At 63.9% G+C, this 22,463-nt stretch carries 20 protein-coding genes; 10 read left to right on the plus strand and 10 right to left on the minus strand.

Annotation, left to right across the window (positions count from 1 at the left end):
* Nucleotides 1-6: 6 nt before the first annotated feature.
* The 5 genes from GEMMAAP_RS14370 to GEMMAAP_RS20340 all read right to left on the minus strand — a co-directional run bounded on the left by GEMMAAP_RS14370 (nt 7) and on the right by GEMMAAP_RS20340 (nt 4,678).
* Nucleotides 7-1,548 (minus strand): two-component system sensor histidine kinase NtrB, encoded by a 1,542-nt coding sequence (locus tag GEMMAAP_RS14370; RefSeq protein WP_043579457.1) that lies wholly within the window; start codon nt 1,546-1,548, stop codon nt 7-9.
* Complete coding sequence (locus GEMMAAP_RS14375; RefSeq protein ID WP_043579455.1) at nt 1,545-2,990, minus strand: DUF7125 family protein; 1,446 nt, start codon at nt 2,988-2,990, stop codon at nt 1,545-1,547. The genes GEMMAAP_RS14370 and GEMMAAP_RS14375 overlap by 4 nt, the downstream gene beginning before the upstream one ends.
* Nucleotides 2,991-3,034: 44 nt before the next feature.
* Complete coding sequence (locus GEMMAAP_RS14380; RefSeq protein ID WP_026848636.1) at nt 3,035-3,475, minus strand: hypothetical protein; 441 nt, start codon at nt 3,473-3,475, stop codon at nt 3,035-3,037.
* Entirely contained in the window at nt 3,472-4,182 is a 711-nt protein-coding gene (locus tag GEMMAAP_RS14385; RefSeq protein ID WP_158514874.1) for a LuxR C-terminal-related transcriptional regulator, read from the minus strand. Before GEMMAAP_RS14385 ends, GEMMAAP_RS14380 begins: the two co-directional genes overlap by 4 nt.
* A 343-nt stretch (nt 4,183-4,525) precedes the next feature.
* Nucleotides 4,526-4,678: a lmo0937 family membrane protein gene (locus GEMMAAP_RS20340; protein ID WP_145979156.1), complete on the minus strand. Its 153-nt coding sequence runs from the start codon at nt 4,676-4,678 to the stop codon at nt 4,526-4,528.
* Between the two features lie 162 nt (nt 4,679-4,840).
* Between GEMMAAP_RS20340 and GEMMAAP_RS14390 the strand changes: the two genes are divergently transcribed.
* On the plus strand, nt 4,841-5,029 hold the full coding sequence (locus tag GEMMAAP_RS14390; protein ID WP_026848634.1) for a hypothetical protein: 189 nt from the start codon (nt 4,841-4,843) through the stop codon (nt 5,027-5,029).
* Between the two features lie 31 nt (nt 5,030-5,060).
* On the opposite strand, the gene GEMMAAP_RS14395 is transcribed toward GEMMAAP_RS14390, so the two are convergent.
* Nucleotides 5,061-5,516, minus strand: a complete 456-nt coding sequence (locus tag GEMMAAP_RS14395) for a YidB family protein (protein WP_026848633.1) — start codon at nt 5,514-5,516, stop codon at nt 5,061-5,063.
* A 124-nt stretch (nt 5,517-5,640) separates the two neighbouring features.
* Here GEMMAAP_RS14395 and GEMMAAP_RS21080 point away from each other — a divergent pair, with 124 nt between their 5' ends.
* A complete protein-coding gene (locus tag GEMMAAP_RS21080; RefSeq protein ID WP_026848632.1) occupies nt 5,641-6,564 on the plus strand; it encodes a TerB family tellurite resistance protein in 924 nt (307 codons plus the stop codon).
* Nucleotides 6,565-6,579: 15 nt separating this feature from the next.
* Here GEMMAAP_RS21080 and GEMMAAP_RS14405 read toward each other — a convergent pair whose 3' ends face one another.
* Nucleotides 6,580-7,419 carry a metallophosphoesterase gene (locus GEMMAAP_RS14405; protein ID WP_043579453.1) on the minus strand — a complete coding sequence of 280 codons (840 nt, stop codon included), beginning with the start codon at nt 7,417-7,419 and terminating at the stop codon, nt 6,580-6,582.
* 151 nt (nt 7,420-7,570) lie between these two features.
* On the opposite strand from GEMMAAP_RS14405, the gene GEMMAAP_RS14410 reads away from it, so the two are divergent.
* The 3 genes from GEMMAAP_RS14410 to GEMMAAP_RS14420 all read left to right on the plus strand — a co-directional run bounded on the left by GEMMAAP_RS14410 (nt 7,571) and on the right by GEMMAAP_RS14420 (nt 13,810).
* The gene (locus tag GEMMAAP_RS14410) at nt 7,571-10,009 is read left to right on the plus strand and encodes a TonB-dependent receptor (protein ID WP_026848630.1); all 2,439 of its coding nucleotides are present in this window, start codon (nt 7,571-7,573) and stop codon (nt 10,007-10,009) included.
* A gap of 57 nt (nt 10,010-10,066) precedes the next feature.
* Nucleotides 10,067-11,110 (plus strand): CehA/McbA family metallohydrolase, encoded by a 1,044-nt coding sequence (locus tag GEMMAAP_RS14415; RefSeq protein ID WP_075071535.1) that lies wholly within the window; start codon nt 10,067-10,069, stop codon nt 11,108-11,110.
* Nucleotides 11,111-11,191: 81 nt separating this feature from the next.
* Entirely contained in the window at nt 11,192-13,810 is a 2,619-nt protein-coding gene (locus GEMMAAP_RS14420) for a S9 family peptidase (RefSeq protein WP_026848629.1), read from the plus strand.
* A gap of 250 nt (nt 13,811-14,060) precedes the next feature.
* Here GEMMAAP_RS14420 and GEMMAAP_RS14425 read toward each other — a convergent pair whose 3' ends face one another.
* Nucleotides 14,061-14,735 (minus strand): hypothetical protein, encoded by a 675-nt coding sequence (locus GEMMAAP_RS14425; RefSeq protein ID WP_026848628.1) that lies wholly within the window; start codon nt 14,733-14,735, stop codon nt 14,061-14,063.
* Between the two features lie 107 nt (nt 14,736-14,842).
* Complete coding sequence (locus tag GEMMAAP_RS14430; protein WP_026848627.1) at nt 14,843-15,055, minus strand: cold shock domain-containing protein; 213 nt, start codon at nt 15,053-15,055, stop codon at nt 14,843-14,845.
* A 362-nt stretch (nt 15,056-15,417) separates the two neighbouring features.
* Here GEMMAAP_RS14430 and GEMMAAP_RS14435 point away from each other — a divergent pair, with 362 nt between their 5' ends.
* The 5 genes from GEMMAAP_RS14435 (at nt 15,418) to GEMMAAP_RS14450 (ending at nt 21,554) form a co-directional block, all read left to right on the plus strand.
* Nucleotides 15,418-16,431 carry an alpha/beta hydrolase gene (locus tag GEMMAAP_RS14435; protein ID WP_082821352.1) on the plus strand — a complete coding sequence of 338 codons (1,014 nt, stop codon included), beginning with the start codon at nt 15,418-15,420 and terminating at the stop codon, nt 16,429-16,431.
* A gap of 66 nt (nt 16,432-16,497) precedes the next feature.
* Nucleotides 16,498-16,674, plus strand: a complete 177-nt coding sequence (locus GEMMAAP_RS20620) for a hypothetical protein (RefSeq protein WP_158514876.1) — start codon at nt 16,498-16,500, stop codon at nt 16,672-16,674.
* Entirely contained in the window at nt 16,671-18,527 is a 1,857-nt protein-coding gene (locus GEMMAAP_RS14440; protein ID WP_053333712.1) for a serine/threonine-protein kinase, read from the plus strand. Before GEMMAAP_RS20620 ends, GEMMAAP_RS14440 begins: the two co-directional genes overlap by 4 nt.
* Nucleotides 18,528-18,584: 57 nt before the next feature.
* Nucleotides 18,585-19,100, plus strand: a complete 516-nt coding sequence (locus tag GEMMAAP_RS14445) for a hypothetical protein (RefSeq protein WP_026848625.1) — start codon at nt 18,585-18,587, stop codon at nt 19,098-19,100.
* A gap of 3 nt (nt 19,101-19,103) precedes the next feature.
* Complete coding sequence (locus GEMMAAP_RS14450; RefSeq protein ID WP_026848624.1) at nt 19,104-21,554, plus strand: ATP-binding protein; 2,451 nt, start codon at nt 19,104-19,106, stop codon at nt 21,552-21,554.
* A 55-nt stretch (nt 21,555-21,609) separates the two neighbouring features.
* On the opposite strand, the gene GEMMAAP_RS14455 is transcribed toward GEMMAAP_RS14450, so the two are convergent.
* Nucleotides 21,610-22,458 (minus strand): DUF547 domain-containing protein, encoded by an 849-nt coding sequence (locus tag GEMMAAP_RS14455; protein ID WP_053333711.1) that lies wholly within the window; start codon nt 22,456-22,458, stop codon nt 21,610-21,612.
* Nucleotides 22,459-22,463 lie beyond the last annotated feature (5 nt).

The raw sequence follows: 22,463 nt of genomic DNA on the forward strand, positions 1-22,463 counted from the left end.
AAAAGGCTAGTGCACAGCAGCCGGACCGCCGGTCTCCCGCAGCAGTTCCTGCACCCGCGTCACCAGGGCGTACTCGGACCACAACGCGGGGAGCGTAAACCACGTCTCCTCAACGGACGCACTGAGGGCCGCTGGGACAGGTGCAGCATCCGCCCCCAACGCCAGGATACGCAACAACGGCCACTGCGCCTGTAACGACCGACGTAACCGTGGATACCGCGTAGGTATCCTCTCCCCCACCACCACCAAGGCCGGGCATCCGATATGCGACAACACCTCCATGGTCTCCTCGGCGGATCCCACGGCGAGCACCCGGTAGCCCACCCGTTCAAGACCGCGAGTCATGCGGATTCGCGACGCGGCCTGCTCATCAACAACCACAATAGTGGTGGATAGCGACACCGCTGGCGAAATACGGCGAGCGGCTTCGCCAACATCTGCGCTGGAAGCCTCGGGAAACCACAGTATGAACTCCGATCCCTGACCCGGTACGCTGGAAAACGTGAGAAAGCCGCTGTTCTGTCGGAGCATGCCCTGCACCGCTGACAGGCCCAGCCCGGCAGCATGCCCCATCAGATCGGTGGTAAAGAACGGCTCAAGAATGTGGCGTTGCGTTTCGAGCCCAATGCCATGCCCGGTATCGCGCACGGCTACGGTGACATACCGTGCCGCCGACATACGCCGTCCGTCACTCGCCAGTTGGGGCGCGCGCAGCGTAACGGCGCATACCCGCACATCAATTTCCCCGTCCCCTACCGTCGCGTGGCGGGCGTTCTCCAGCAGGTTCTCCAGCATCTGCCGCAACTGCCCCGGATCTATTCGAACGGCGGGGACCTCCTCAACATGGCACCGCAGGCGGGTCCGGGGCGTCACGCCGTCGCGTCCAAAGTCACGCACAACGGCGTGGGTAGTTACACCGAGGAGCACCGGACGTTCGTTGTGCGGGGCATCGCTTGCAATCTGCAGCAATTGACGGGTAATGCGGGCACACTCGTTGGCGGCACGATTGATCTCCGCAATATCCGCCCGCTGATCGGCAGCCAACGCGGACTCCGCAAGCTCGCCGCTGAAGCCGAGGATGATTTGGAGTTTGTTGTTGAGCTGGTGGGCAATGCCGCCCGCGACACGCCGGGCTTCCACAGCATGTTCGCTCAGCCGCGTCTGTTCAAACGCTTCTGCGGCCACCTGCTCCGCTTCCACAAGCTCCTGCGCATCATGCAACACCAGATGCGCCGTGGGACGACCGTACTCCAGAAACAGTTGGGCCGACACCTCGACGATGCGGACACTACCGTCCAGCCCGTGCAACCGCTCACGCACAAACCGCGCCCGATCGGTTGCGGGGGATGTGCCACACAGCATCTGCGCCACGGACTTGAGATACGGCCGCTCAAACAGTACCGATACCAACTGCCCAACAAGTTGCGAGCGATGCGTGGCGCCTGCCAGCCGCAGCGTCGCTGCGTTTACCGCCACGATGCGATGGCCATCGTGAATGATCATGCCATCCGGCGCCTGCTCCACCAGTTGCGCGTAAAAGCCCCTCATGGGCCGGCGCGCAGTGACCTCTTGGGCACACCGGTCACGATGGCATCGTACTCACCAAAGGTCTCTCCCATGGTAATACCGGCCTCCGTGGACTCGTACAACCGGAACGCGCGACTATGATCGCTGCCGCGCATCTTCACGATGAGCAACGCTTTGCGCAGCTCTCCCTCAATCTCCACGTACCGCTGACTCAGGATGATGTCGGTGAGAAACGAGACCCGGTAACCAGTAAGCGTCGCCTGATCCTGCGCTTCAATTTCCACCGTGGAGTACATCGTGACGCCCAGACTCGTCAGCGTACCAATCAACCGGTACAGTGACTCACGGAAATCTTCCCGGAAGGTGGGCGCCAGAGCCATTTCGAAGCCATTGATCGAATCGATGACCACGCGACTGGCCCCAATGGCAGCGACAGCCTCGCGAATTTCCTGCAAGGTTTCATCCACCGAGAGATCCAGCGGGCGCAAGTAAATGATGCGCAGGCGATCACTCGCAACAGCATCCACAAACGCTGGGCCAAAGCGGGCAGCGCGCGCCAGATACACATCGGGACGCTCTTCGAAGACAGCCACCACGGCGGACTCTCCTGCCAGCAGGCCGGCCAGCACGAACTGCATGGCAAACGTGGTCTTGCCGGAGCCGGTGGGGCCGGCCAGCACGAGGGAATCCCCTGCCGGAATGCCTCCCCCCATCAGTGCATCCAGCCCGTTGATCCCCGAGGACAACCGGGGGCCACCTAACGTGTGCGTCGTGGTCCGCTGAATCGGAACGCGAGGAAAAACCTGGACGCCGGCCGCGGTGATCTTGAGGGTGTGCAACCCCGGCATGTGCTGCACGCCGCGAGACTTGACCACCTGCAGCTTGCGCACGACGGAGTTCCGATCGACATCCTGCGTCAACCAGAAAATGCCATCGGCGACCGTAAAAACCGGGTTGCGCAACTCCTGGTGCTGATACTCGCCAATGAGGATCGACGTGATGTTCCAGGTGGTGAGGTGCAGCGCCAGCCGCTGGACAAAACGCTCGATCTGTCCGTCCGGCATCTCGTGCTCGGCCGTCCGTACCAGAGAGCGAAACGAGTCCACCACGACCAACCCCGGGCGCAATGTCTCCACATCGTGAACGATACGTGCCAATACGGCGTCGAGATCCCCATCCAGCGCTTCCTCGCTGAGATTCAGGAAGTGCACCCGACTCCCCACGGCCGTCGGGTCGAAGAAGTCGAAGCACTGCTGGTAGCGCAGCATCTTGAGCGATGTTTCGCCAAGGAGCGTGATGAACAACCCGGGTCGATCCACTGTTGCCGTGGCGAACAGCATTTGCATGGCCATGGTCGTCTTGCCTGACCCCGGGCCACCGGCAATCAGGTTGAACGAAAGGGCCGGAAGCCCACCGCCCAGCACCTCGTCGAGTCCGGGCACTCCGGTAGTCAGCAGCGGCACAGTGTGAACCGTGCGGTGAGACGTGGGCTCTGCGTTGTTCGTGTTCACGGGTCGTTGGCGTCAGGTCCCGCGATACCGCGCGGGGTCGGTGTTCCACTGAGTTCGATCAGACGAATGGCCATGGCATCGCCGATGATGCCGCCAAGCTGCTGCATCATGGCCGCCATCAGGGCAATAATCGCGTCACGCTGCACCGCCGCGTCGGCGACAGTCGCCGGCACTTGAGGCGTTGCTGGCATCCCTTCGTCCGCCCCGAGATCGGAGATGGTCGACAAGACGGGATGTCCCGGCAGCGTGTCCGCCACAGATCGCGACAACAGCGCCGCATATCCTTCGGCGCCAACCCAGCGCCGCAGACCGGCTTCCAACCGCGTGAACAACCGGTCGACAACCGACTGCACATCACCGGCAGGCTGCGCATCACGCTCGGCCAGAGCCCAGAGCGATTGCGCGACCTCAAGCATTCGGGGGTCGGCCGTGGTCATCGCCGGTTCCCGGGTGATCGTGAAAATGCCGCCACTTCGAGCCGACTGCTCAGCGACAGTTTTTCGAGAATGTTGTGGACATGGCTCTTGACCGTATGAATCGCGATGTACAGGCGCGCGGCAATTTCCTTGTTGCTGAGCCCCTCGCCTAGCAAGGCAATGATTTCCTTCTCGCGCGTGGTGAGTCGGACGCTTTCCTGGATTACATCAGGGCTGGCGTAGTCGCCGTCACGCATGATCTGTGTGAACAGCGAGGAAGTGAGGGCGCGCGGCAGGCTCTGCCCTCCCGCCGCGACGTGCCGAATGGTCGCCACGAACTCCTCGGAGGTGGCGTCCTTCATGATGAATCCAACCGCACCGGCGTGCACGAAGTCGGCCACATCGTCCTGCAAGGCCGCCATCCCCATCACAATGATGCGCCCTCCAGGCGTGCTCGCGATCATCCGGCTGCACACCGCGAGACTGTCATCGTCCACCAGCCCGACATCAAGCAGCACGATCACCGGTTCGCGGTGCGCACCGGTCTCCGGCACGTCACGCGAATCACCAACGGCCGCCAGCACCGCGACGTCCGGCTGCTGCCGCAACATGGCGGCAATCCCCTCGCGAAGCAGTCGATTGTCTTCGATGATGATCACGGAGACCGGCTGTGCCAGCGCCTCGGGCGCGCGGGGGACCGCGTCGGCCGATGGCGATGGGTCTGGCATGGTGCTCCTGGGGTGTTGTGAATCGGGACGCGCGTCCTGCGCAGCGTCCTCGTGCGAACAGTGTGTGCAGCGACCTGCAGCCGGGCTGTCCGCACGCACCACGTCAACGCCGGCGGATTCCCAATGTACTGCATGCAGCATGGTCACGTCATATCCCATCACCAAACAGGGTGCCTTGGGAGATTTCCGTTCCTTCGCAGGTGACGGCATCAGGGCGGCAACACCGACACCTTGCTGGCGCGTGCCGACGCTGAATCCTACGGTTTTCCACCCCGGGAGGCTATCGCTCGGAAGATGGAGTCCCCCCCACCAACGCCACGCCCCGCTTCGTCGTGGCAGGTCGTCAGTACGCGATCTGAAACGCGCGTCCCCGCACCATCTGCATCAGAAACCCCGCAATGGCGAGCACCAGGAATAGGTGAATGGCTCCACCAAGCGTCACGGACAATGTCATTCCCAGCACCCACGCCGTTAGGCACATCACAATCGCCAACATGGTACCTCCTTTCCTGATGATACGTCACAGCATAGGGATGTCTCCCAGTGCCTCCCATAAGATCATGAGCTCGGAGCGCTTCGGGTATCCATCATGCGATGCATTTGCGACGGAGAGCCTCTCGGGGGCACATTGCACAGGCACTTACTTGGAGAGAGCACCATGAAGGGCGGCAAAGGCGGCACCGGGCGCAAGAACAGTTCAGTGCGCCCGGCGGAGAAGTCGAGGAATCCACACGATGGACCAAAACGCGGGGCACCCAAGAAAGACTGGGGCGCGGTGGAGAAAGATCCATTCGCCACCCCCGGGAAGAAGGCCCCCCGCATTCCGTCGCGCTCCACGCCGCGCTGACTCGCTGACGCGCAGACGCTGATCCTGCGGCTTAACCGCGCAGCATGCCCAGCACGCTGTTGATCAGTGCACCGCTGTTGGCCGGCAGGGATCCGCCGGGGGTGAGTTGATTCACGATCTCCGGAAGCACCGAGGCCATCCCCTCCTGGATCTGTGCCGGTGCCACTCCAGCCTGTGATGCGACCGCGGCCAGTGCATCGTGCCCGAGGACCTGTTCGAGCTGCGCACCACTCACCGGCGCATTGGCTCCCGTTCCCACCCACGACTGGACCACGTCGCCCAATCCGCCTGCCTGAAATTTCTGCACGATCGCTTCGAGCCCCCCCTGCTGTTGCACCAGGGTCATGGCGGCTGCAAGCAGCCCGTTGCTGCTCCCTTGGCCATTGAACTGCTTGAGCAGGCCGCCCAGCATTTGCTGCGCATCGCCACCCTGGCCGCCCAGCAACGACCCAGCCACATCCCCCAACGCTCCGTCGAACAATCCCATCGAACCCTCTCATCGGTTGAGTACGTACGTCAGTGGGGCTCAGGCGCTGCGACCTGCCTCCCGCAACCTGTCCCCTGTGTCCTGAGCGAAACCTAGCCCCACAACCCTTCTTCCCGGACTCTTCATGACGTCGCAGGATGCCCAGGCGACCATCGCCATTGCCACACTCGCCGCCTTGGCCGATGGGCAACAGGAACCCGCCGAACGGGCGCATATTGCCGAGGTCGCAACAGCCCTGGGGTTGGCCGGAGCCACGCAGGTTATGGCGCAGGCGGAATCAGGCGCGCTCACGCTTCCCATGATCGCCGCCCAGTTCTCGTCGCCGGAGGCCCGGCAGACGGCGTACGACACAGCGGCGGCGATCTGTCTGGCCAATGGCTGGACCAACCCCAGCGAGGCCGCGTTTCTGCGCGAGTTGGCCGCCGCCCTGCACGCCAATCCCGATGCGGCCGCCCAAACCGTCGCCAACGTCCAGCGCGCCACCACGGCCACGGCCGCCCCCGACACTACCGCAGACAGCGCCCTTGAGGAACACATCCTCGATCAGGCCATCATCACGGCGGCACTCGAGATCCTCCCGGACCGTCTGGCCAATCTCGGCATTTTGCCCCTGCAATTGCGTCTGGTGCATCACATTGGCCGGCAGCATGGCCACCAGCTCGATGCGTCGCAAGTGAAGGATCTCGCCGCCACACTGGGGCTCGGCGCGGCCGCACAGCTGCTCGAGACGATGGTCCGCCGCACCTTCGGGGGGCTGGCCGGTGGGCTGCTCGGCGGCGCGCTTGGCGGATTGATTGGCGGGGCGGCCGGCTCGGCAACCGGCCTTGCGTCGGGGGCCGCGGTGACGTTTGCCGCCACGTATGCCCTCGGCCATGTCGCCACCCAGTACTACGCGCAGGGGCGTCAGCTGTCCACGGCCGATCTCAAAGCACTATTCCAACGCTTTCGCGCCGACGCAGAGACCATCTTTCCCCGCGTCGAACACCGGATCCGGAGCAAAGCCCAGGGCACGTCGCTGGATGGTGTACTGCGCTCCGTGACCCGCTAACACCGCGCCACAGCGTCAGGCGGCACGCAGCGTAAACATGGTGACTTCGGGGCGCACGTTGAAACGCACCGGCAAATAGGTCCCCACGCCACGACTGATATACATCTGCCGACCGGCGGGGAGGTCGAACGCCCCGCTGGTGTAGCGCCGGTTCTGCACCGGCAGAATCGGCGGTGGCAGGAAGGGGGCCTTGCACTGCCCCCCATGCGTGTGACCGGCCAGGATCCATCCATTGTACGAACCCCACCCCGGCAGGTCCGCGGTATCCGGGTTATGGCTCAGCACGAGTTGCGCCAATGCGGGATCCACCTGCGCGAACGCGCGTTCCGGGCGAAACGCGCCCCCCCACAAGTCCCCCAAGCCTACGATCTGCAGCCCGGCAACCACGGCAACCTCGTTCACCAGCACCGTGGCGCCGAGGTTTTCCATGATGCTGCGGAGCGAGGCCGCCACGTCGGGCTGCTGCCAATTGATTCCGTAGTCGTGATTGCCAAAGCTCACGAATGTCCCCAAGGCCCCCAGCGGCATCTCGGCGTACATCGCCTCCGCATGCGGGAACTGCCCGACGTGGTGCGAAATGAGATCACCTGTGACCACCACGATGTCGGGGCGCAGCGCCCGCACCCGCGCAAAGGTGTCCCGCACATAGGCATCACGAACACGGGGCCCCACGTGAATATCGGAGAGCTGTACCAGGCGTTTCCCGTGCAACGCCGGTGGCAGAGCACGCACTGGTAACTCGCGCGTGGTGACGTCCAGCCATTCCGGCTCGACAAAACGCGCGTAGCCACCAACGGCGGCGCCAGCGCCCAGCAGGCTGGCCGATGTGGTCAGAAACGCGCGGCGGGAGAGCATCAGTAAGGGTATACGGGGCGGCAAGGGACGGAACTGTTACCGAACACCGACCAGATGATGACGGTCTTGGGACGGGGCCGTCACGAGAGGTGCACACACTGTCACGGTCAGTGTTTCGACCTGTTGTGGTTGTCCCTCATCGATTCCCCCCATGCGACCAGACTTTCAGCCGCACCGCGCCATTCTGATTGGCGCTACCTCCTCGCTGTTGCTCATGGCCACGACGTTGCAGGCGCAGAACGCCAAGCGCGACAGCGCCCAAAGCATGACCAAGGTGGTCGTGACAGGTGTAACGGGCCGCGGCAGCAGCCGCTCGGCCTCTGCCGTGGATTCGGGCACCCTGCGGCAAAGCGCCCCAGGCGTTAGCGCCCTTAAGGTGATCGAGCGCGTTCCGGGCGTAAACATGCAGTCGGCCGACGGATTGGGCATGTACGAATGGTCCAACCGCATCACCATGCGCGGCTTTCAATCGGCGCAGATTGGGCAGACCATGGACGGCGTGCCACTGGGCGACATGTCCTATGGCAATTGGAACGGATTGGGCGTTGGACGTGCCGTTGATGCCGCCAATCTCGAGTCGGCGGCCGTGACACAGGGCACGGGTGCGCTCGGCACGGCCTCGGCCAACAACCTTGGTGGTGTTGTGCAGTACGCGACCGGTGAACCCACGGGCAAGCCGCGGTTTCTCCTGCAGCAGATGGGCGGCCAGTATTCGGCGCGGCGCACCATGATGCGCTATGACATGGGGCTCAAGACCTTCGGTGGCAGCAACGGAGTGTCGGCGTTCGTGTCCCTCTCCCGCTTTGACACGGACAAATGGAAGGGGGGCGGCGATCGCTTCTCCAATTTCCCGGGCGAGAACAATCTGCTCTTCGGTCAGAATGGCTTCTTTGGCAATGCCGGCGAAACCTGGCACGAGCAGCTCAATGTCAAAGCGAACGCCTTCATCGGCTCGAGCCGCTTCACGGCGTTCTACAACTACGCCAACCGGAAGGAAAGCGACTTCATGGACCTGTCGCTCTCCGTCTTCAACAAGACGGCACCGGGTTCGTCGAACTTCGGTTTCGGCCCCATGTTCGACTACCTCACCAACTGGAGCCAGGCGAAACAGTTTGCCGAAGCGAGCATTCCCACGTACACCCCGCTGACAGATGCCGCCTATTTCAGCTCGGCGCAGGGGGCCCGCATGGATCACCTGGCGTACCTCAAGGGTGAGTTCAAGCCGTGGACCAACGGACGCCTCGAGATCCAGCCGTATCTGCACTTGAACCGCGGCGGTGGTGATTGGCACGCGCCCAGCTACGGTGCGGCGTACAGTCCTGACCCGATCATGTTCCGGCAGACCCAGTACAATGCCAATCGTTCGGGCGTCATGGCCAAAGCGACAACGACCTTCAACGCCGGAAGCAGCGCCAATCAACTGGAAGTCGGCGGCTGGTACGAGATGAACGAATCCAGCAACCGCCGTCCACGCTGGCGCCTCAAGAACTACCAGCAGGGACCGGAAGTGGATTTCTCCAATGTCCTGCGTCTTGACTACGATCGCACGGCCGATGTCACCACGAGCATGGCCTACGTGCAGAACACCACGCGGCTGATGTCCGATCGTCTGTCCCTGACGTACGGCGCGAAGTACCTCCAGGTGGGCGCCGACTTCAAGAACAACGGCAATACGCCGGTGAACGGCAAGACGGCCCCCATTTTTGCCGATGCCGGGCGCCCATCGCTGACGATCGACATGGACGGCGCCCTGCTGCCGCAGATTGGTGCCATCTACAAGCTCGGTGAGCGCGATGAAGTGTTTGCCAACTGGTCGGAGAACGTCAATCAGTTTCCGCTGAACCCGGCCGGGGGCGTATACAACACCGCCGTCACCACCTTCGAATTCTTCAAGTCGACGGCCAAGGCCGAGCGCGCGTCCACGCTGGAATTCGGCGCCCGGACCCGCCGCGGCAAGATGGAGGCGGGACTTACCGCCTATACGGTGGACTATCGCAACCGGTTGCTCGGCGTGGCGCTGTGCCCGCAGACGGTGACCTGTGCCTCCGGCTTCGGCAACGTGGGTTCGGTGAACACCATGGGGCTGGAAGCGGTCACCAACATCGAACTTGGCCGTGGGTGGCGGGCGTTCGGTTCGGCAACGTACAACAGCTCCAAGTTTGCCGACGACTATCAGACCAACCCCACCGATCCGGCTAGCCGCGTGAACACGAAGGACAAGTTCGTGCAGGACGCGCCGCAGCAGATGCTGAACGCGTCGCTCGCCTATGCCCGCAAGCAGTTTGGCATGTCGCTGGGGGGCCGCTTCGTCAGCGAGCGCTACTTCACCTATACCAACGATCTGGCGACGGCGGGTGACGGCAACGGAAAGGTCCCCAGCTATTTCGTGTCGGACCTCTCGGCGCGCTACCGTTTCGGTCAGATCGGCGCGCTCAAGGCACTGGAAATGCAGCTGAACGTGAGCAACCTGCTGGACGAGCGGTACATTGCCACGATGGGCAGCGGCGGCTTCGTGGCGCGTGGCGACCTGCCCACGTTCCTCACCGGCGCGCCCCGTCAGCTCTTCCTCACCATCAGCACGACGTTCTAAGTTCTCCGGTCTCCCTGCCTGTTGTCGCCACGTCCACTTGCTCCGCAGCCCATGTCCATGCGTCACACAGCTACTGCCCTCCTGAGTAGCGCGATTGCGCTGGTGAGCATCTCCGGAGACGTGGCGGCACAAGGCAGCGCCCCGGCGCGCTTCGCGGTTCCTGCGGTGCCCACGAACGCGCAGTGGTTCAAGGGCAACACGCACACCCATACCACCAATTCCGACGGCGACACGCCGCCGGAGGCCGTGGCTCGCTGGTACAAGAGCCACGGCTACCGGTTTCTGGTCCTCTCCGACCACAACGTCTTTACCAATCCGGCCACGTTGGCCTCGTTGATGGACTCGACGTTTCTCCTGGTCCCCGGTGAGGAGGTCACCACCTCATTCCAGAGCGCGTCGGTGCATGTGAATGCCCTTGAGATCTCGCGGCTCATTCCGGCGCCCAAGGGCGGGTCGCTGGTGGAGACGGTGCAGAACACCATCGACGCCATCCGGGCCGAGGGGGCGGTGCCGCACATCAACCACCCGAACTTCCGGTGGAGCCTCGACACGGCGGTCCTCTGGCGCGTCAAGAACGACCGCCTGCTGGAGATCCACAATGGGCACCCCACGGTGCACAACGAGGGTGGGGGCGAAACACCGGGCATGGAAGATGCCTGGGACGCCCTGCTCACGCGGGGGAAACGTCTGTATGGCATCGCAGTTGATGATGCGCATCATTTTCAGGGCGAGTTTGCCCCGGAGCGTGCCAACCCGGGACGCGGGTGGGTGGTCGTCCAGGCCACGACCCTCAATGGGCGGGCGCTGGTGGAGGCGCTCGACGCCGGCCGCTTCTACGCCAGCAGTGGTCCGGTCCTCGAGGCCATCACCATCACGGAGTCTCAACTCAGCATTCGGATTACCCGTCAGGGGGACTTCAAGTACACGACGGAGTTTGTGGGGGCGAATGGGCGCGTGCTGGCGGTGAACAAATCGCTCACCCCGCAGTACACCCTGCAGGGCGACGAAATGTATGTCCGCGCCCGGGTTATTGACTCGGCCGGGCGGGTGGCGTGGGTCCAGCCGGTGTTCACCACCCGCTACGTGGAGCGCCAGCCGTAGGGGCCCGGCGGGGCCCGTCTCAACGAGCCTCCCCGAGAAGTAGTATTTAGGGTGAATTCTCACCCTCCGGAGGCTCGCTGCATGTCGTCCCACGTCCGTCGCCTCGCCAGCACGCTGTTCCTGCTTGGCGCGACAACGTCCCCCCTCGCTGCTCAAGCCGGCCCGCAGGGCGCCCAGCCTGATGAACAGCGTCCGGCGAAGGCCAACTGGTCTCTCGCCAACCGCTTCTCGGCTGCGTCACTGCGAAGCATCACGTACACGTTTGGTGTGCAGCCGCGGTTTCTCGGCAAATCAGACACCATGTACTACAACTGGCGTGACCGGAACGGGTCGCGCTTCGTAATGTACGTCCCGTCACCCAGCGGCGGCAGCAAGCGGCTGCTGTTCGACCCCAGCAAGCTGGCCGAACAGCTCACGCTCCTGAGCAAAAAGCCGTACGACGCGACCAATCTGCCGTTCCAGACCATCACCTTCCTCAAGAGCCACAAGGCGTTCCGCTTCACGGTGGACACCGTCCGCTACGAGTGGGCACTGGCCAACGAGACGCTCAAGTCGCTCGGTCGCGTGGTGCGCGGCGCCCTGCCCCCCGACGACGAAGAGCGTGACACCCAAGGTGGCGGTGGCGGTGGTGGCGGCGGGCAGTTTGGCGGCGGTGGCGGTCGCGAGTTCCGCAACTTCGCCCCCGACAGCACGGTGTTTGTCTTCGCCCGGGATCACAACCTGTTTCTCGTGGACGTCAAGAAGGGCGACACCACGAAGATCAGCACCGATGGCGTAGAGGACTATTCCTTTGGCGCGCGCGACACGACGGAGAATCGTCGTCAGCTGAACGCCCTCAGCGGTGGCGGTGGACAGAACCAGGGCGACGAAGACGAACAAAACGACGCCAGCAGCCGCGACATGCGCGTGCGTCCCAATGTGGTATGGTCACCGGACTCGCGCAGTTTCTCGTTCGTGCGCCGCGACCAGCGCAAGGTGAAGGACCTGTTCCTGGTGAACGTGCTGGCCAATCCACGCCCGGTACTGCTGCACTACAAGTACACCATGCCCGGCGAAGAAAATGTGACCCAGAGCGAGCTGTGGGTCTATCGGCGCGGTGAACCGGCCGTCAAGCAGATCAACGTGCGCAAGTGGAAGGACCAGTCACTGCAGGATGTGCACTGGCCGATCAGCGGCGACAAGGTGCGCCTGGTCCGCCGCGATCGCCCGCAGCGCACGGTGGATTTCATCGAAGTGGACCTCGCCAGTGGCGGCATCAAGTCGCTGCTGACCGACGCCATTGAGGGCGCGGCGCTCGAACCCAAGCCCATCCGCTACCTCAAGAAGGGCGGTGATTTCCTCTGGTGGTCACAAAAGACCGGCTGGGGCATGTTCTACGTGTACGGCTTTGACGGTGGCGAGAAGCTGCCGCTCACGACCGGCCAGTGGAATGTGAATTCCATTGTGAAGATCGACTCCACCACGCAGCAGGTGTGGATTTCCGGTCAGGGCCGCGAACCGGGTGAGCAGCTGTACCAGACGCACCTGTACCGCGTGAACGGCAACGGCTCAGGGATTACGCTCCTCGATGCCGGAAACGCCCATCACGCCCTCACGCTGGGCGAAAACGGTACGCCCAGCGTGGTGTCGCCGTCGGGCCGGTACGTGTACGACACTTACTCGCGTATGGATCAGCCGCCGGTATCGGTGGTGCGCGACGGACTGACGGGACGGGTACTCACCAAGCTTGAGGAGATGGATCTCTCGAAGCTCAAGGAGATCGGGTTCCAAGTGGCCACACCGTTCTCGGTGAAGGCGGCCGATGGCATCACCGAGCTGTTCGGCAACATGTGGAAGCCATTCGACTTTGACAGCACCAAGAAGTATCCGGTCATCACCTACGTGTACCCCGGACCGCAAACCGAAGCGGTCACCACCGGGTTCAGTGTGCGCACGCCGCTCATGCAGCTGGCGCAGCTGGGGTTCATCGTGGTGGAAGTTGGCCATCGGGGCGGCTCGCCGCTGCGTTCGCTGGCGTACCATCGCTATGGCTACGGCAACCTGCGGGACTACGCCTTGGCCGACAAGAAGTCGGCGCTGGAGCAGCTCGCGTCGCGGCATGCGTTCATGGATCTCGACAAGGTGGGCATCTTCGGCCACTCCGGAGGCGGGTTCCTCACCGCGGCGGCCATGCTGCTCCCGCCGTACAACGAGTTCTTCAAGGTGGGGTGGTCGGAATCGGGGAACCACGACAATAACATCTACAACCAGAACTGGAGCGAGTGGAACCACGGCGTGAAGGTGGTCGCCAAGAACGATACCGCACGCGGTGGGGCGACACGCGGCGCGGCGACGACGCAGCGTCGTGGCGGTCCAGGTGCCGGCAACGGAGCCTCGCGCGAGGTCGTCCAGGATTCCACCAACTACGACAACGTGAAGTTCGAAATCCGGGTCCCCACCAACGATGAACTGGCCGGCAACCTCAAGGGCAATCTGGCGCTCATCACCGGTGACCTCGACAACAATGTGCACCCGGGTGGCACCGTGAAACTGGCCAGTGCGCTCATCAAGGCCAACAAGCGGTTCGATTTCTACGTGTATCCGGGCGAACCGCACGGCTATCGTGGTGCCGTGGGCACGTACAACCAGCGCATGCTCATGGAGTACTTCGCCGAGCACCTGATGGGCGACTACTACCGCGGCAACGGCGAGATCAAGTAAGGGCAGCTGTCAGTGAAGACTGCCAGTTGCAATTGAGGACTGAGAGCTCAGACTGAAGACTGCCAGTTGAAACTGAAGACTGAGAACTCAGACTGACGACTGACAACTTGAACTGACCACTGAGAACTCGTTGAGGCACACGAGTTGTCAGTGGTCAGTTTGAGTTTTCAGTGGTCAGTTGGAGTTGTCAGTCTTCAGTCTTGACTCTCAGTCTTCGGTCTGATTTCTCAGCCGTCAGTTTTTGAACGGGCTACTCCAGCACCGGCAAGGCCCGCAGTTCGCCGCCATTGACCTGCCGTCCCTCCCGGTGCGCAACGAATACCCCGACCGTGTCGGGCGACGTGCCATCCACAGCCATCTGCAACCCCGTGCACAGATAGCTGTTGCAAATCGCACTGCGCATCTCGCGCGGCAGCGTGCATCCGCGTTCGCCCTGATACACACATCCCGGATGCAGCGCATGCGTTGGCAGGTGCGCCAGATACGCCTGCACGATGGCCTCGTCGGTGTGCTCCGGATGCGCAGCGGCGTAGTCGCGCAGAGTGCGTACGCGCAGAAAGGCGTGCTCCCGACCGTTGGTGCAACAATGCCCGCGACAGGCGCTGCACACGGCCACGACAACCCGTGTCTGGTCGTGCGACAGCGGCGCCGGTTGCTCAATCAGCCCATCGTCCTGATCCGCGGTGGTCTGTCGCATGGTGGCGAGCAGTTCGCGAATGCGCTGTGCCAGCATGGCATGGCGGTGAGCGGACGTTTCGTGGAGTGGCGCACGGCTCAACGGCACCAGCGCAATCGGCACCGTGGCGGTGGTGTGCGATGGCATCGCGAGCGCCGCAACCGCCGTATCACGCGCATGGGCGACGTCGCGATACATGCTGTCGAGCAGGTCACGTGCAGCGCGATGGCCACTGGTTGGCTGGGACATGGCAACAATCTGCTACAAATCCGGTACGCCGCGTATCGCGCAATACAAAACAAGCGGGCCACCAGTCACAAGACTGGTGGCCCGCTGTCAGTCAGCGAAGTCGCAGCTTAGCCGCGGATCTTCACGACCTGCTCGGCCGCGGGGCCCTTCTGGCCCTGCACGATGTCGAATTCGACACGCTCGCCCTCAGCCAACGTGCGGAAACCGCCGCCCTGAATGGCCGAGTGGTGAACGAAGCAATCCTTCGAGCCGTCGTCGGGCGTGATGAAACCAAAGCCCTTGGCGTCGTTGAACCACTTCACCTTGCCGGTCGTACGCATGGCACTACTCCTGTGTGTTACTGGGTGTTCGGAGTCCGGCCCTGCCGTACGCACCGAGCACTCGTGTTGATTCGCGGACCGTTCCCCCGCGCGGGTTAGCAATCGTCGTGCAACGGCTGCCAAGCAATCGTCTCGTCGTGTACCGCCACGCAAAAGGGACCCGCGTGCAGCCAGGTCCCCGAAGTCGCCTGCTCCTGCGTTCCCGCGCCGTGGCGCGCCCACTGTGATCTGAGTGCTGCAAGACGGTAACGCTGTCGGAACTACCCGTCAATACTGAATTCCTGAGACAGTAGTCACGCACTGGTCACACTCACGACACTGACGGCTGGACGCCGTGGAATGTCACCCACAGGTTCAAGTTCATGACGCTTCCTTGCCTCTTTCGTCGCTTGCCTGCTTCCGCGAAGGGCTGCATTCCCCGAGTCCTCGTCGGCCTGCTGGTCGCGAGTGGCGGCGCAGCAGGGATCGCGGCGCCTCTCCCCGCACAGACGCCCGCCTCGGCGCCGCGCTTGCTGCGGGCTGGCGATGTCGACACCCTCCCGCTGCGCGACCTCGGACGGCGTATCGCCTATGGCCCCGATTCGCTGCAGTTCGGTGAGCTGCGACTCCCCACCGCGCCAGACGAACCACGGGTGCCCATCGCCATCGTCCTGCATGGCGGCTGTTGGATTTCCTCGTTCGCCACCGTGCGCAACACGGCGCCGCTGGCCGACGCTCTGACCCGCCAAGGGATCGCGACCTGGAACGTCGAGTACCGCCGCAGCGACAGTCCGGGCGGCGGATGGCCCGGCACATTCCAGGATGCGGCAGCCGCTGCGGACTACGTGCGGGTCCTTGCCCGGCAGTTCCCCATCGACACGACACGTATCGTGCTGCTGGGCCATTCCGCCGGCGGACAGCTGGCGCTCTGGCTGGCTGGGAGGCACCGCCTCGCCGCAACTAGCCCGCTCGCTGGAGGCATGCCCCTGCCAGTACGGGGGGTCCTGTCGCTAGGCGGCGTGACGGACCTTGAAGAGTTCGCAAAAAGGCAGCCCAATGGCTGTGGCCGCGGTGTCTCGGCGCTCCTGGGTGCCCCACCGGATTCGGTACCCAGCCGGGTACGTGAGGCCTCCCCCATTCTGCGGGTACCGCTCGGCGTTCGCACGGCACATATCGCCGGAGAAGATGACCGCATTGCCCCCGCCCCGGTGCAACAGGCCTATCGGCGTGCGGCTGAGACTGCCGGAGATTCCACCGCCGTCATCGTCTCTGTCCCCGGGGGGCATTTCGAAGTCATCGCCCCACACACCAACGCCGGACAGACGGTGGTCGGGCTCGCCTTGGCCGCGGTGGGACGAAGTCCGCGGCGGTCACCACCGGGTTCTTCCCCCCGGTAGCCTTTACAGCGCCCCGTTCCGGCGGCAACGTCCATGGTAGGTTTCCCAAACCAACCCGGAGTCACTATGAAGGACAATCAGCTCAAGTCGCTGCTCAAGAAGACCCAGGCCAAGGCCGCGCAGGTCAAGAAGCCCACCAAGCAGGCGTATGACCCCACGCTGCAGGCCACGCGCAGTGCCGTCGAAGCCGATGACAGTGACGCGAAAGAAATCTTCAAAGAGATGAAGCGTCGCGAGTTTTGACCGATCCGTCTTTCCTTGCCCTGCAGTCCGCCGTCGCCGGTCGCTTCTCGCTGGAGAGTGAACTGGGGCGCGGCGGCATGGGCATTGTGTTTCTGGCCCGCGACGTCATTCTCGAACGTCCGATCGCCATCAAGTTGCTCGCCCCCTCGCTCGCGGCACGAGCTGACATGCGGCGGCGCTTCCTGCGTGAAGCGCGGCTCGCGGCACAATGTTTTCACCCCAACATTGTCCCCATCCACGAAGTCGCTGAAGCGGGCGATCTGGCGTGGTTCGTCATGGGCTATGTGCCCGGAGAAACGCTGGCCGAGCGGTTGCGCCGCACGGGTCCTCTGCCAGCCAACAGTATCCGACGCATTGGTCGCGAGATTGGCTGGGCCCTCGCCTATGCGCACGAACGCGGCGTGGTCCACCGTGATGTGAAACCCGAGAACATTCTCCTCGAACAGGGCACGGATCGCGCACTGATTGCCGACTTCGGCATTGCCGTGGCGGACAGCGGTCCGCATGCGAGCGGTGAAGTGGCTGGTACCGCGCGATTCATGGCACCGGAACAGGCGCTTGGCGAGGCTGTTGATGGCCGCGCCGACCTGTATGCCCTGGGCGTTACGCTGTACCTCGCCGCCACCGGCACCTATCCGTTCGAAACCGGTAGCGCGCTGGCGTTGGTGGTGCAGCAGTCCTTGCAACGGGCGCCCTCGCTTCGCGAGAAGGCACCTGCGTTGCCCTCGTCATTGGCCGACGCCATCGATCAATGCCTCGCCGCGCGCGCCGACGAGCGGTACGACCATGCCGCGGCCTTTGTTGCCGCGCTGGAACGAACACCGGACGGCGGCGAACTGCCGGTCGAAGTGCGCGCGGTGCGTACCGGGATGGCCAGCACCCTCTCACTGACTGATTGGGCGCTTGCCATCGCGTATGCGTCGTTCTTTCTCGTCCTCGGCGAAGAGGCGCATTCATTTGGGCGCGCCATCATGAATGGCCTGGTACAGGGCATCCTCACCTTCACCGCAGGCGCAACACTGCTGCGGGCCGGAGAAACCCTGCTGGCGGCCCGACGGGCGCTCAAGCAGGGCGTTCGCCCCGACGACGTGATCGAGGCCCTGGCACCGCCGCCCGTGCCGCCGGTAACGCCGCTCTCTACGGGCAAGGGTCTTGCCCTGCTACTTGCTGGCGCGGGCGTGGCGCTTGGACAGGCCCAGATTGACGTCCTCGGCCTGCCCTCCACACTTGAGATGATCGGCAACGTCTTTACCTGGATTGCCCCGCCACTGCTCGTGCACCGGGCCATGGTGGGAGCCCAGTATGCGTCGGGATTGAGTAGCTGGGTCTACGCCTTTGTGCGGAAACCGTTGGCGGCCCGCGTGGTGGGGTGGCTGAACGGGCGGCACGCCTCGCCACCGGTCAAGGCCGTTCCGGCGAGCGCACCAACAGAGGTGCTGCTGGACCGCGCGGCACACGAGGTCTTTGCGCGCCTGCCGCAGCATATGCAGCAGGAGTTGCGCGCTTTGCCGGAGGCAACCGCCGCGCTGGCACAGGAAGCCGTCGCGCTGCGCGCCAGAGCACAGGAGCTCTCTGGCGCCCTGCGGGCGCACCGGCAGTCGCCCGCTGCCGGCGAGAATGCACTGGCCGCGCTGCAGCAGGAGCAGGTCGTGGTGAACGCCCGCCTCGCGACGGCCATCACCGCACTCGAGGCCATCCGCCTCGACCTGCTGCGGCTCGACGCCAACCGCTCATTGCCCGGAAACCTCACGGACCACCTCAACGTGGTTCGTGATCTGCAAAACCGCGTTGACGCCGATGACGACGTGCGCCGCCTGTTGCAGCCCCTGCGCCCCGAGCCGACTCCCGTCTGACGGAGTATCTTGGGCAGGTTCGGTTGTCCCTCGACAATCCCTGCTCCAAGGTGCCCCATGTTCCGGCTTCGCCACACCCTCGTGCTCGCCCTCTCCGCGGGCGCGCTCTTCGCCTGCGGTGGTACCGACCGCGCCACGTCCGACAGCACCACGGCATCATCCGCTGCCGCGGCAACTGCCACGATGGCCACCGCCGACTCGGGCGCCATGCAGGACGGCGATGAAAACATCGCCTGGACCAGCAACATCACCGATGGCGCCATCACCGAGATCACGGAACAGGTCACCTTTGGTACCGATGGCACCGCCAAGCGCGTGCTCCGCTTCAGCAAAGACGGGGCGCTGCTGGAATACACGGAAACGCGCACGCAGATCGCACAGCAGAGCGACACGAGTCCGGCTCCCATGACGGTGGCCATGCAACTGACCTTCGCCGGTGATTCGGTGAGCTCGTCCAGCAAAACGGTGGATGGCGCCAACACGCCGGTACGCCCGTACGAAGTGGAAAACATTCGACGTCATGCCACCAGCATTCTCGAACGCCTCCGTACACCGTCTGCTCCACGGAACTGACACGTGACTGATTTCGAAACCCTCGGCGCCCTCTACCTCGGCAAGCGCTACGACATCCCCACGCGCACGCGCAGCCAGGACTTCGTGCTGTACGACGCGAAAGATCTGACGACGCACGCTGTGATCATCGGCATGACCGGCAGTGGCAAAACCGGTTTGGGCATCGGCCTCATTGAAGAAGCCCTGATCGACAAGGTGCCGGTCATCGCCGTTGACCCCAAAGGCGATCTTGGGAATCTGGCGCTGCGCTTTCCGAGCCTCGCGGCCAATGACTTCAGACCGTGGGTAGACCCGCAACAGGCCACGAACGCCGGGCTGTCGGCCGATCAGTTTGCCGAACAGCAGGCGTCGTTATGGAAGAACGGATTGGAAGGTTGGGGGCAGGATGGTGCGCGCATCCAGCGTTTTCGCGATGCCGCCGACATCACCATCTACACGCCGGGCAGCACCGCCGGCCGTCCGCTTTCGCTACTCAAGGCATTTGATGCGCCCCCGGCGGTCGTGCGCGAGGATGCCGAGGCGCTGCAGGAGCGGGTCAGTGCCACGGCCACCTCGCTGCTGGCGCTGTTGAACATTGAAGCCGACCCGATCTCCAGCCGCGAGCATATTCTGCTCGCCAACCTGCTGCATCATGCGTGGCAGGAAGGCCGGAGTCTCGATCTGGCGGCGCTCATTGGCGGCATTCAGAATCCGCCGTTCAGCACCGTGGGCGTCATGCCGCTCGACACGGTGTTCCCGCCCAAGGATCGCATGGCGCTGGCTATGCAGCTCAACAATTTGCTGGCGTCGCCGGGATTCAAGACGTGGATGCAGGGCGAAGCCCTCGACACGGCGAGTCTGTTGTACGACCCCAGCGGGAAGCCGCGCGGCAGCGTGATTTCCATTGCGCACCTCAATGATGCCGAGCGCATGTTCTTCATGACGCTCCTGTTGTCGGATATCCTGGCGTGGGTACGCACCCAGCCGGGCACCGGTTCGCTGCGCGCCATTTTGTACATCGATGAATTGTTCGGCTACATGCCACCGGTGGCCAACCCGCCCAGCAAAGTCTTGCTGCTCACACTGCTCAAGCAGGCGCGCGCCTTTGGGCTGGGCGTGGTGCTCTCCACACAGAACCCGGTGGATCTCGATTATCGCGGATTGTCGAACACCGGAACGTGGTTCATTGGTCGTCTGCAAACCGAGCGCGACAAGATGCGCGTGATGGAAGGCCTCGAAGGCGTGTCCGGTGGCCAGCCATTCGACAAGGCGGCCATGGAGCAGACCATCGCCGGGTTGGGCAAGCGGGTCTTCCTGTTGCACAGCGTGCACGAACCGGCGCCCATCACCTTCGAAACCCGCTGGACCATGTCGTATCTCGCGGGGCCCATGACCCGTGAACAGATCAAGAGTGTGTCGGCGCAACAGGCATCGGCACCCGTCACGGCGGCGGGTACGGCATCGGCTCCGGCGCTGAGTACCAGCGGCACGGGCGGCGGACTGGCGGCGCTCGACGCGCGCGCGGCCACGCAGGCTCCGGTGTTGCCGCACGATGTTGCCCAGTACTACCTACCGCCCACCAAGGGCCATGCCGGTCCATTGGTCTATAATCCAGTAGTCCTCGGGCTGGCCGACGTCAGCTTTGCCAACGCCAAGTTGGGGGTCACGGAGCAGCGGCGCGTCGCATTGCTGGCGCCGGTGGATGACGGCCCCATTGCTCTCGAGTGGGACAGCGCCGAGTCGGTCGAACTGGAGCCGTCATTGCTCGAACAGTCGGCGCGCGATGGCGCCACCTTTGGGGCACTCCCTGCCGCCGCCAGCAAAGCCAAAAACTATGCGGTGTGGGCGAAGACGCTGCAGAAGTGGGTGGTGACCAACCAACAGGTCTCGCTCTTCAAGAGCGTCGCGTTCAAGACCACCTCCAACCCCGGAGAGTCGGAAGCGCAGTTCCGTATCCGCTTGCAGCTGTTGGCCCACGAAGCACGGGACGCAAAAATTGAGCAACTGCGTGGCAAGTACGCCACCAAACTCACCGCCATGCAGGACAAGTTGCGGCGTGCCGAACAGGCCATGCAGCGTGAGCAGGCGCAGGCGTCACAAGCAAAAATGGACACGGCCATTTCGGTGGGCGGCGCCATTCTTGGCGCGATCTTCGGCCGCGGCAAGGTGGGCGTGGGGACCCTTGGCAAGGTGGCCACGGCCACGCGTGGCGCTGGACGCGCCGCACAGCAAGCCGGCGACGTCACGCGCGCGCAGGAAAGCCTGGAGGCCGTGCAACAGCAGTACGCTGACCTCGAAGCCAAACTGCAGGCCGAGGTGGACGCATTGGGCGCCGCCTACGACGCCCAGCAGGAAGCGTTGGAGGAGGTCGTCGTGAAAGCAAGGTCCGGCGACGTACAGATCCAGCTCTGTGCGCTGCTCTGGGTTCCCTTCACGAAAGATCCGCACGGTATGGTGACGGCGGCCTGGCGCTGACGCGCCAGCCGACCGACGTCACCTGACGCGTGCCCCAAGCACGATCAGATGGCGTTCACCGTGGCCGAGGTAACGCGGCGGGTGGGGTGACGGAAGCGCCGGCCGGCCGCGCGGGCGCCTGGACGTTCAGCGACCAATCATACGATCGCCCCTGAACAAACACGGGCGGATTCCCCTCCGTGAGCCGTTTCTTCTGTTCTTCCTGGGCACGCAGGGTCACGTACGGCGCGACAAACTGTACCAACTCCTGTCGCGAGGAGGCAAAGTCGCGTTCGTACGCCACCATGACCTGGTTCACCCCCAGCACCCCACGGCGGTACCACGTCCACATGGTGTCCGACAATAGTCGCCGCGTCTGATCTTCCAGCTGCTCTTCCAGCCGGGCGCCCGTGTACGCCTCACTGCGCAACGGTGGCGCCCCCTTGGACGCCGGCACCACGGCGAAATGCATGCGAGGTTCGCGAAACTGCTTGCGCAACACCCGATGAAACACCTCGTCAAGGGTGTACACCTTCCCGCCCGCTCTCACCAGGCGCTCATTCCACGGCCCCTTGAGCTGCAACAGCCCCAGCGACCGATTGATGTTCCGAATGGACTGGCGCTCGTGGTGCGTGAGAATGAGCTGGACGGTGTAGGCGTTGTAGGCGTTGATCCAGAAAGCCAGTCGCCCGTTTTCATCCAGCGCCTCCACCGTCACGGTGTCGAGTGAGGCCAGATAGCGCGTAAACGCTGGCGCCCGTTCCAATGCGTCGTAGTCCACCAGCCCCTGGCGGACATGCGCCTTGAGCAGGCTGTCCCACGGAGCATGCAACGTGGACTGTGCCTCCGCGGTGCGCGCAGGCCAGAGGCTTATGGCGAAGAGTATCGCCAGCCCGACGTGGTGCACCTGCTTCCCGAATCGCATTATCG

Origin of the sequence: Gemmatimonas phototrophica, from assembly GCF_000695095.2 — a bacterium.
In the GTDB taxonomy this organism is placed as follows: domain Bacteria; phylum Gemmatimonadota; class Gemmatimonadetes; order Gemmatimonadales; family Gemmatimonadaceae; genus Gemmatimonas; species Gemmatimonas phototrophica.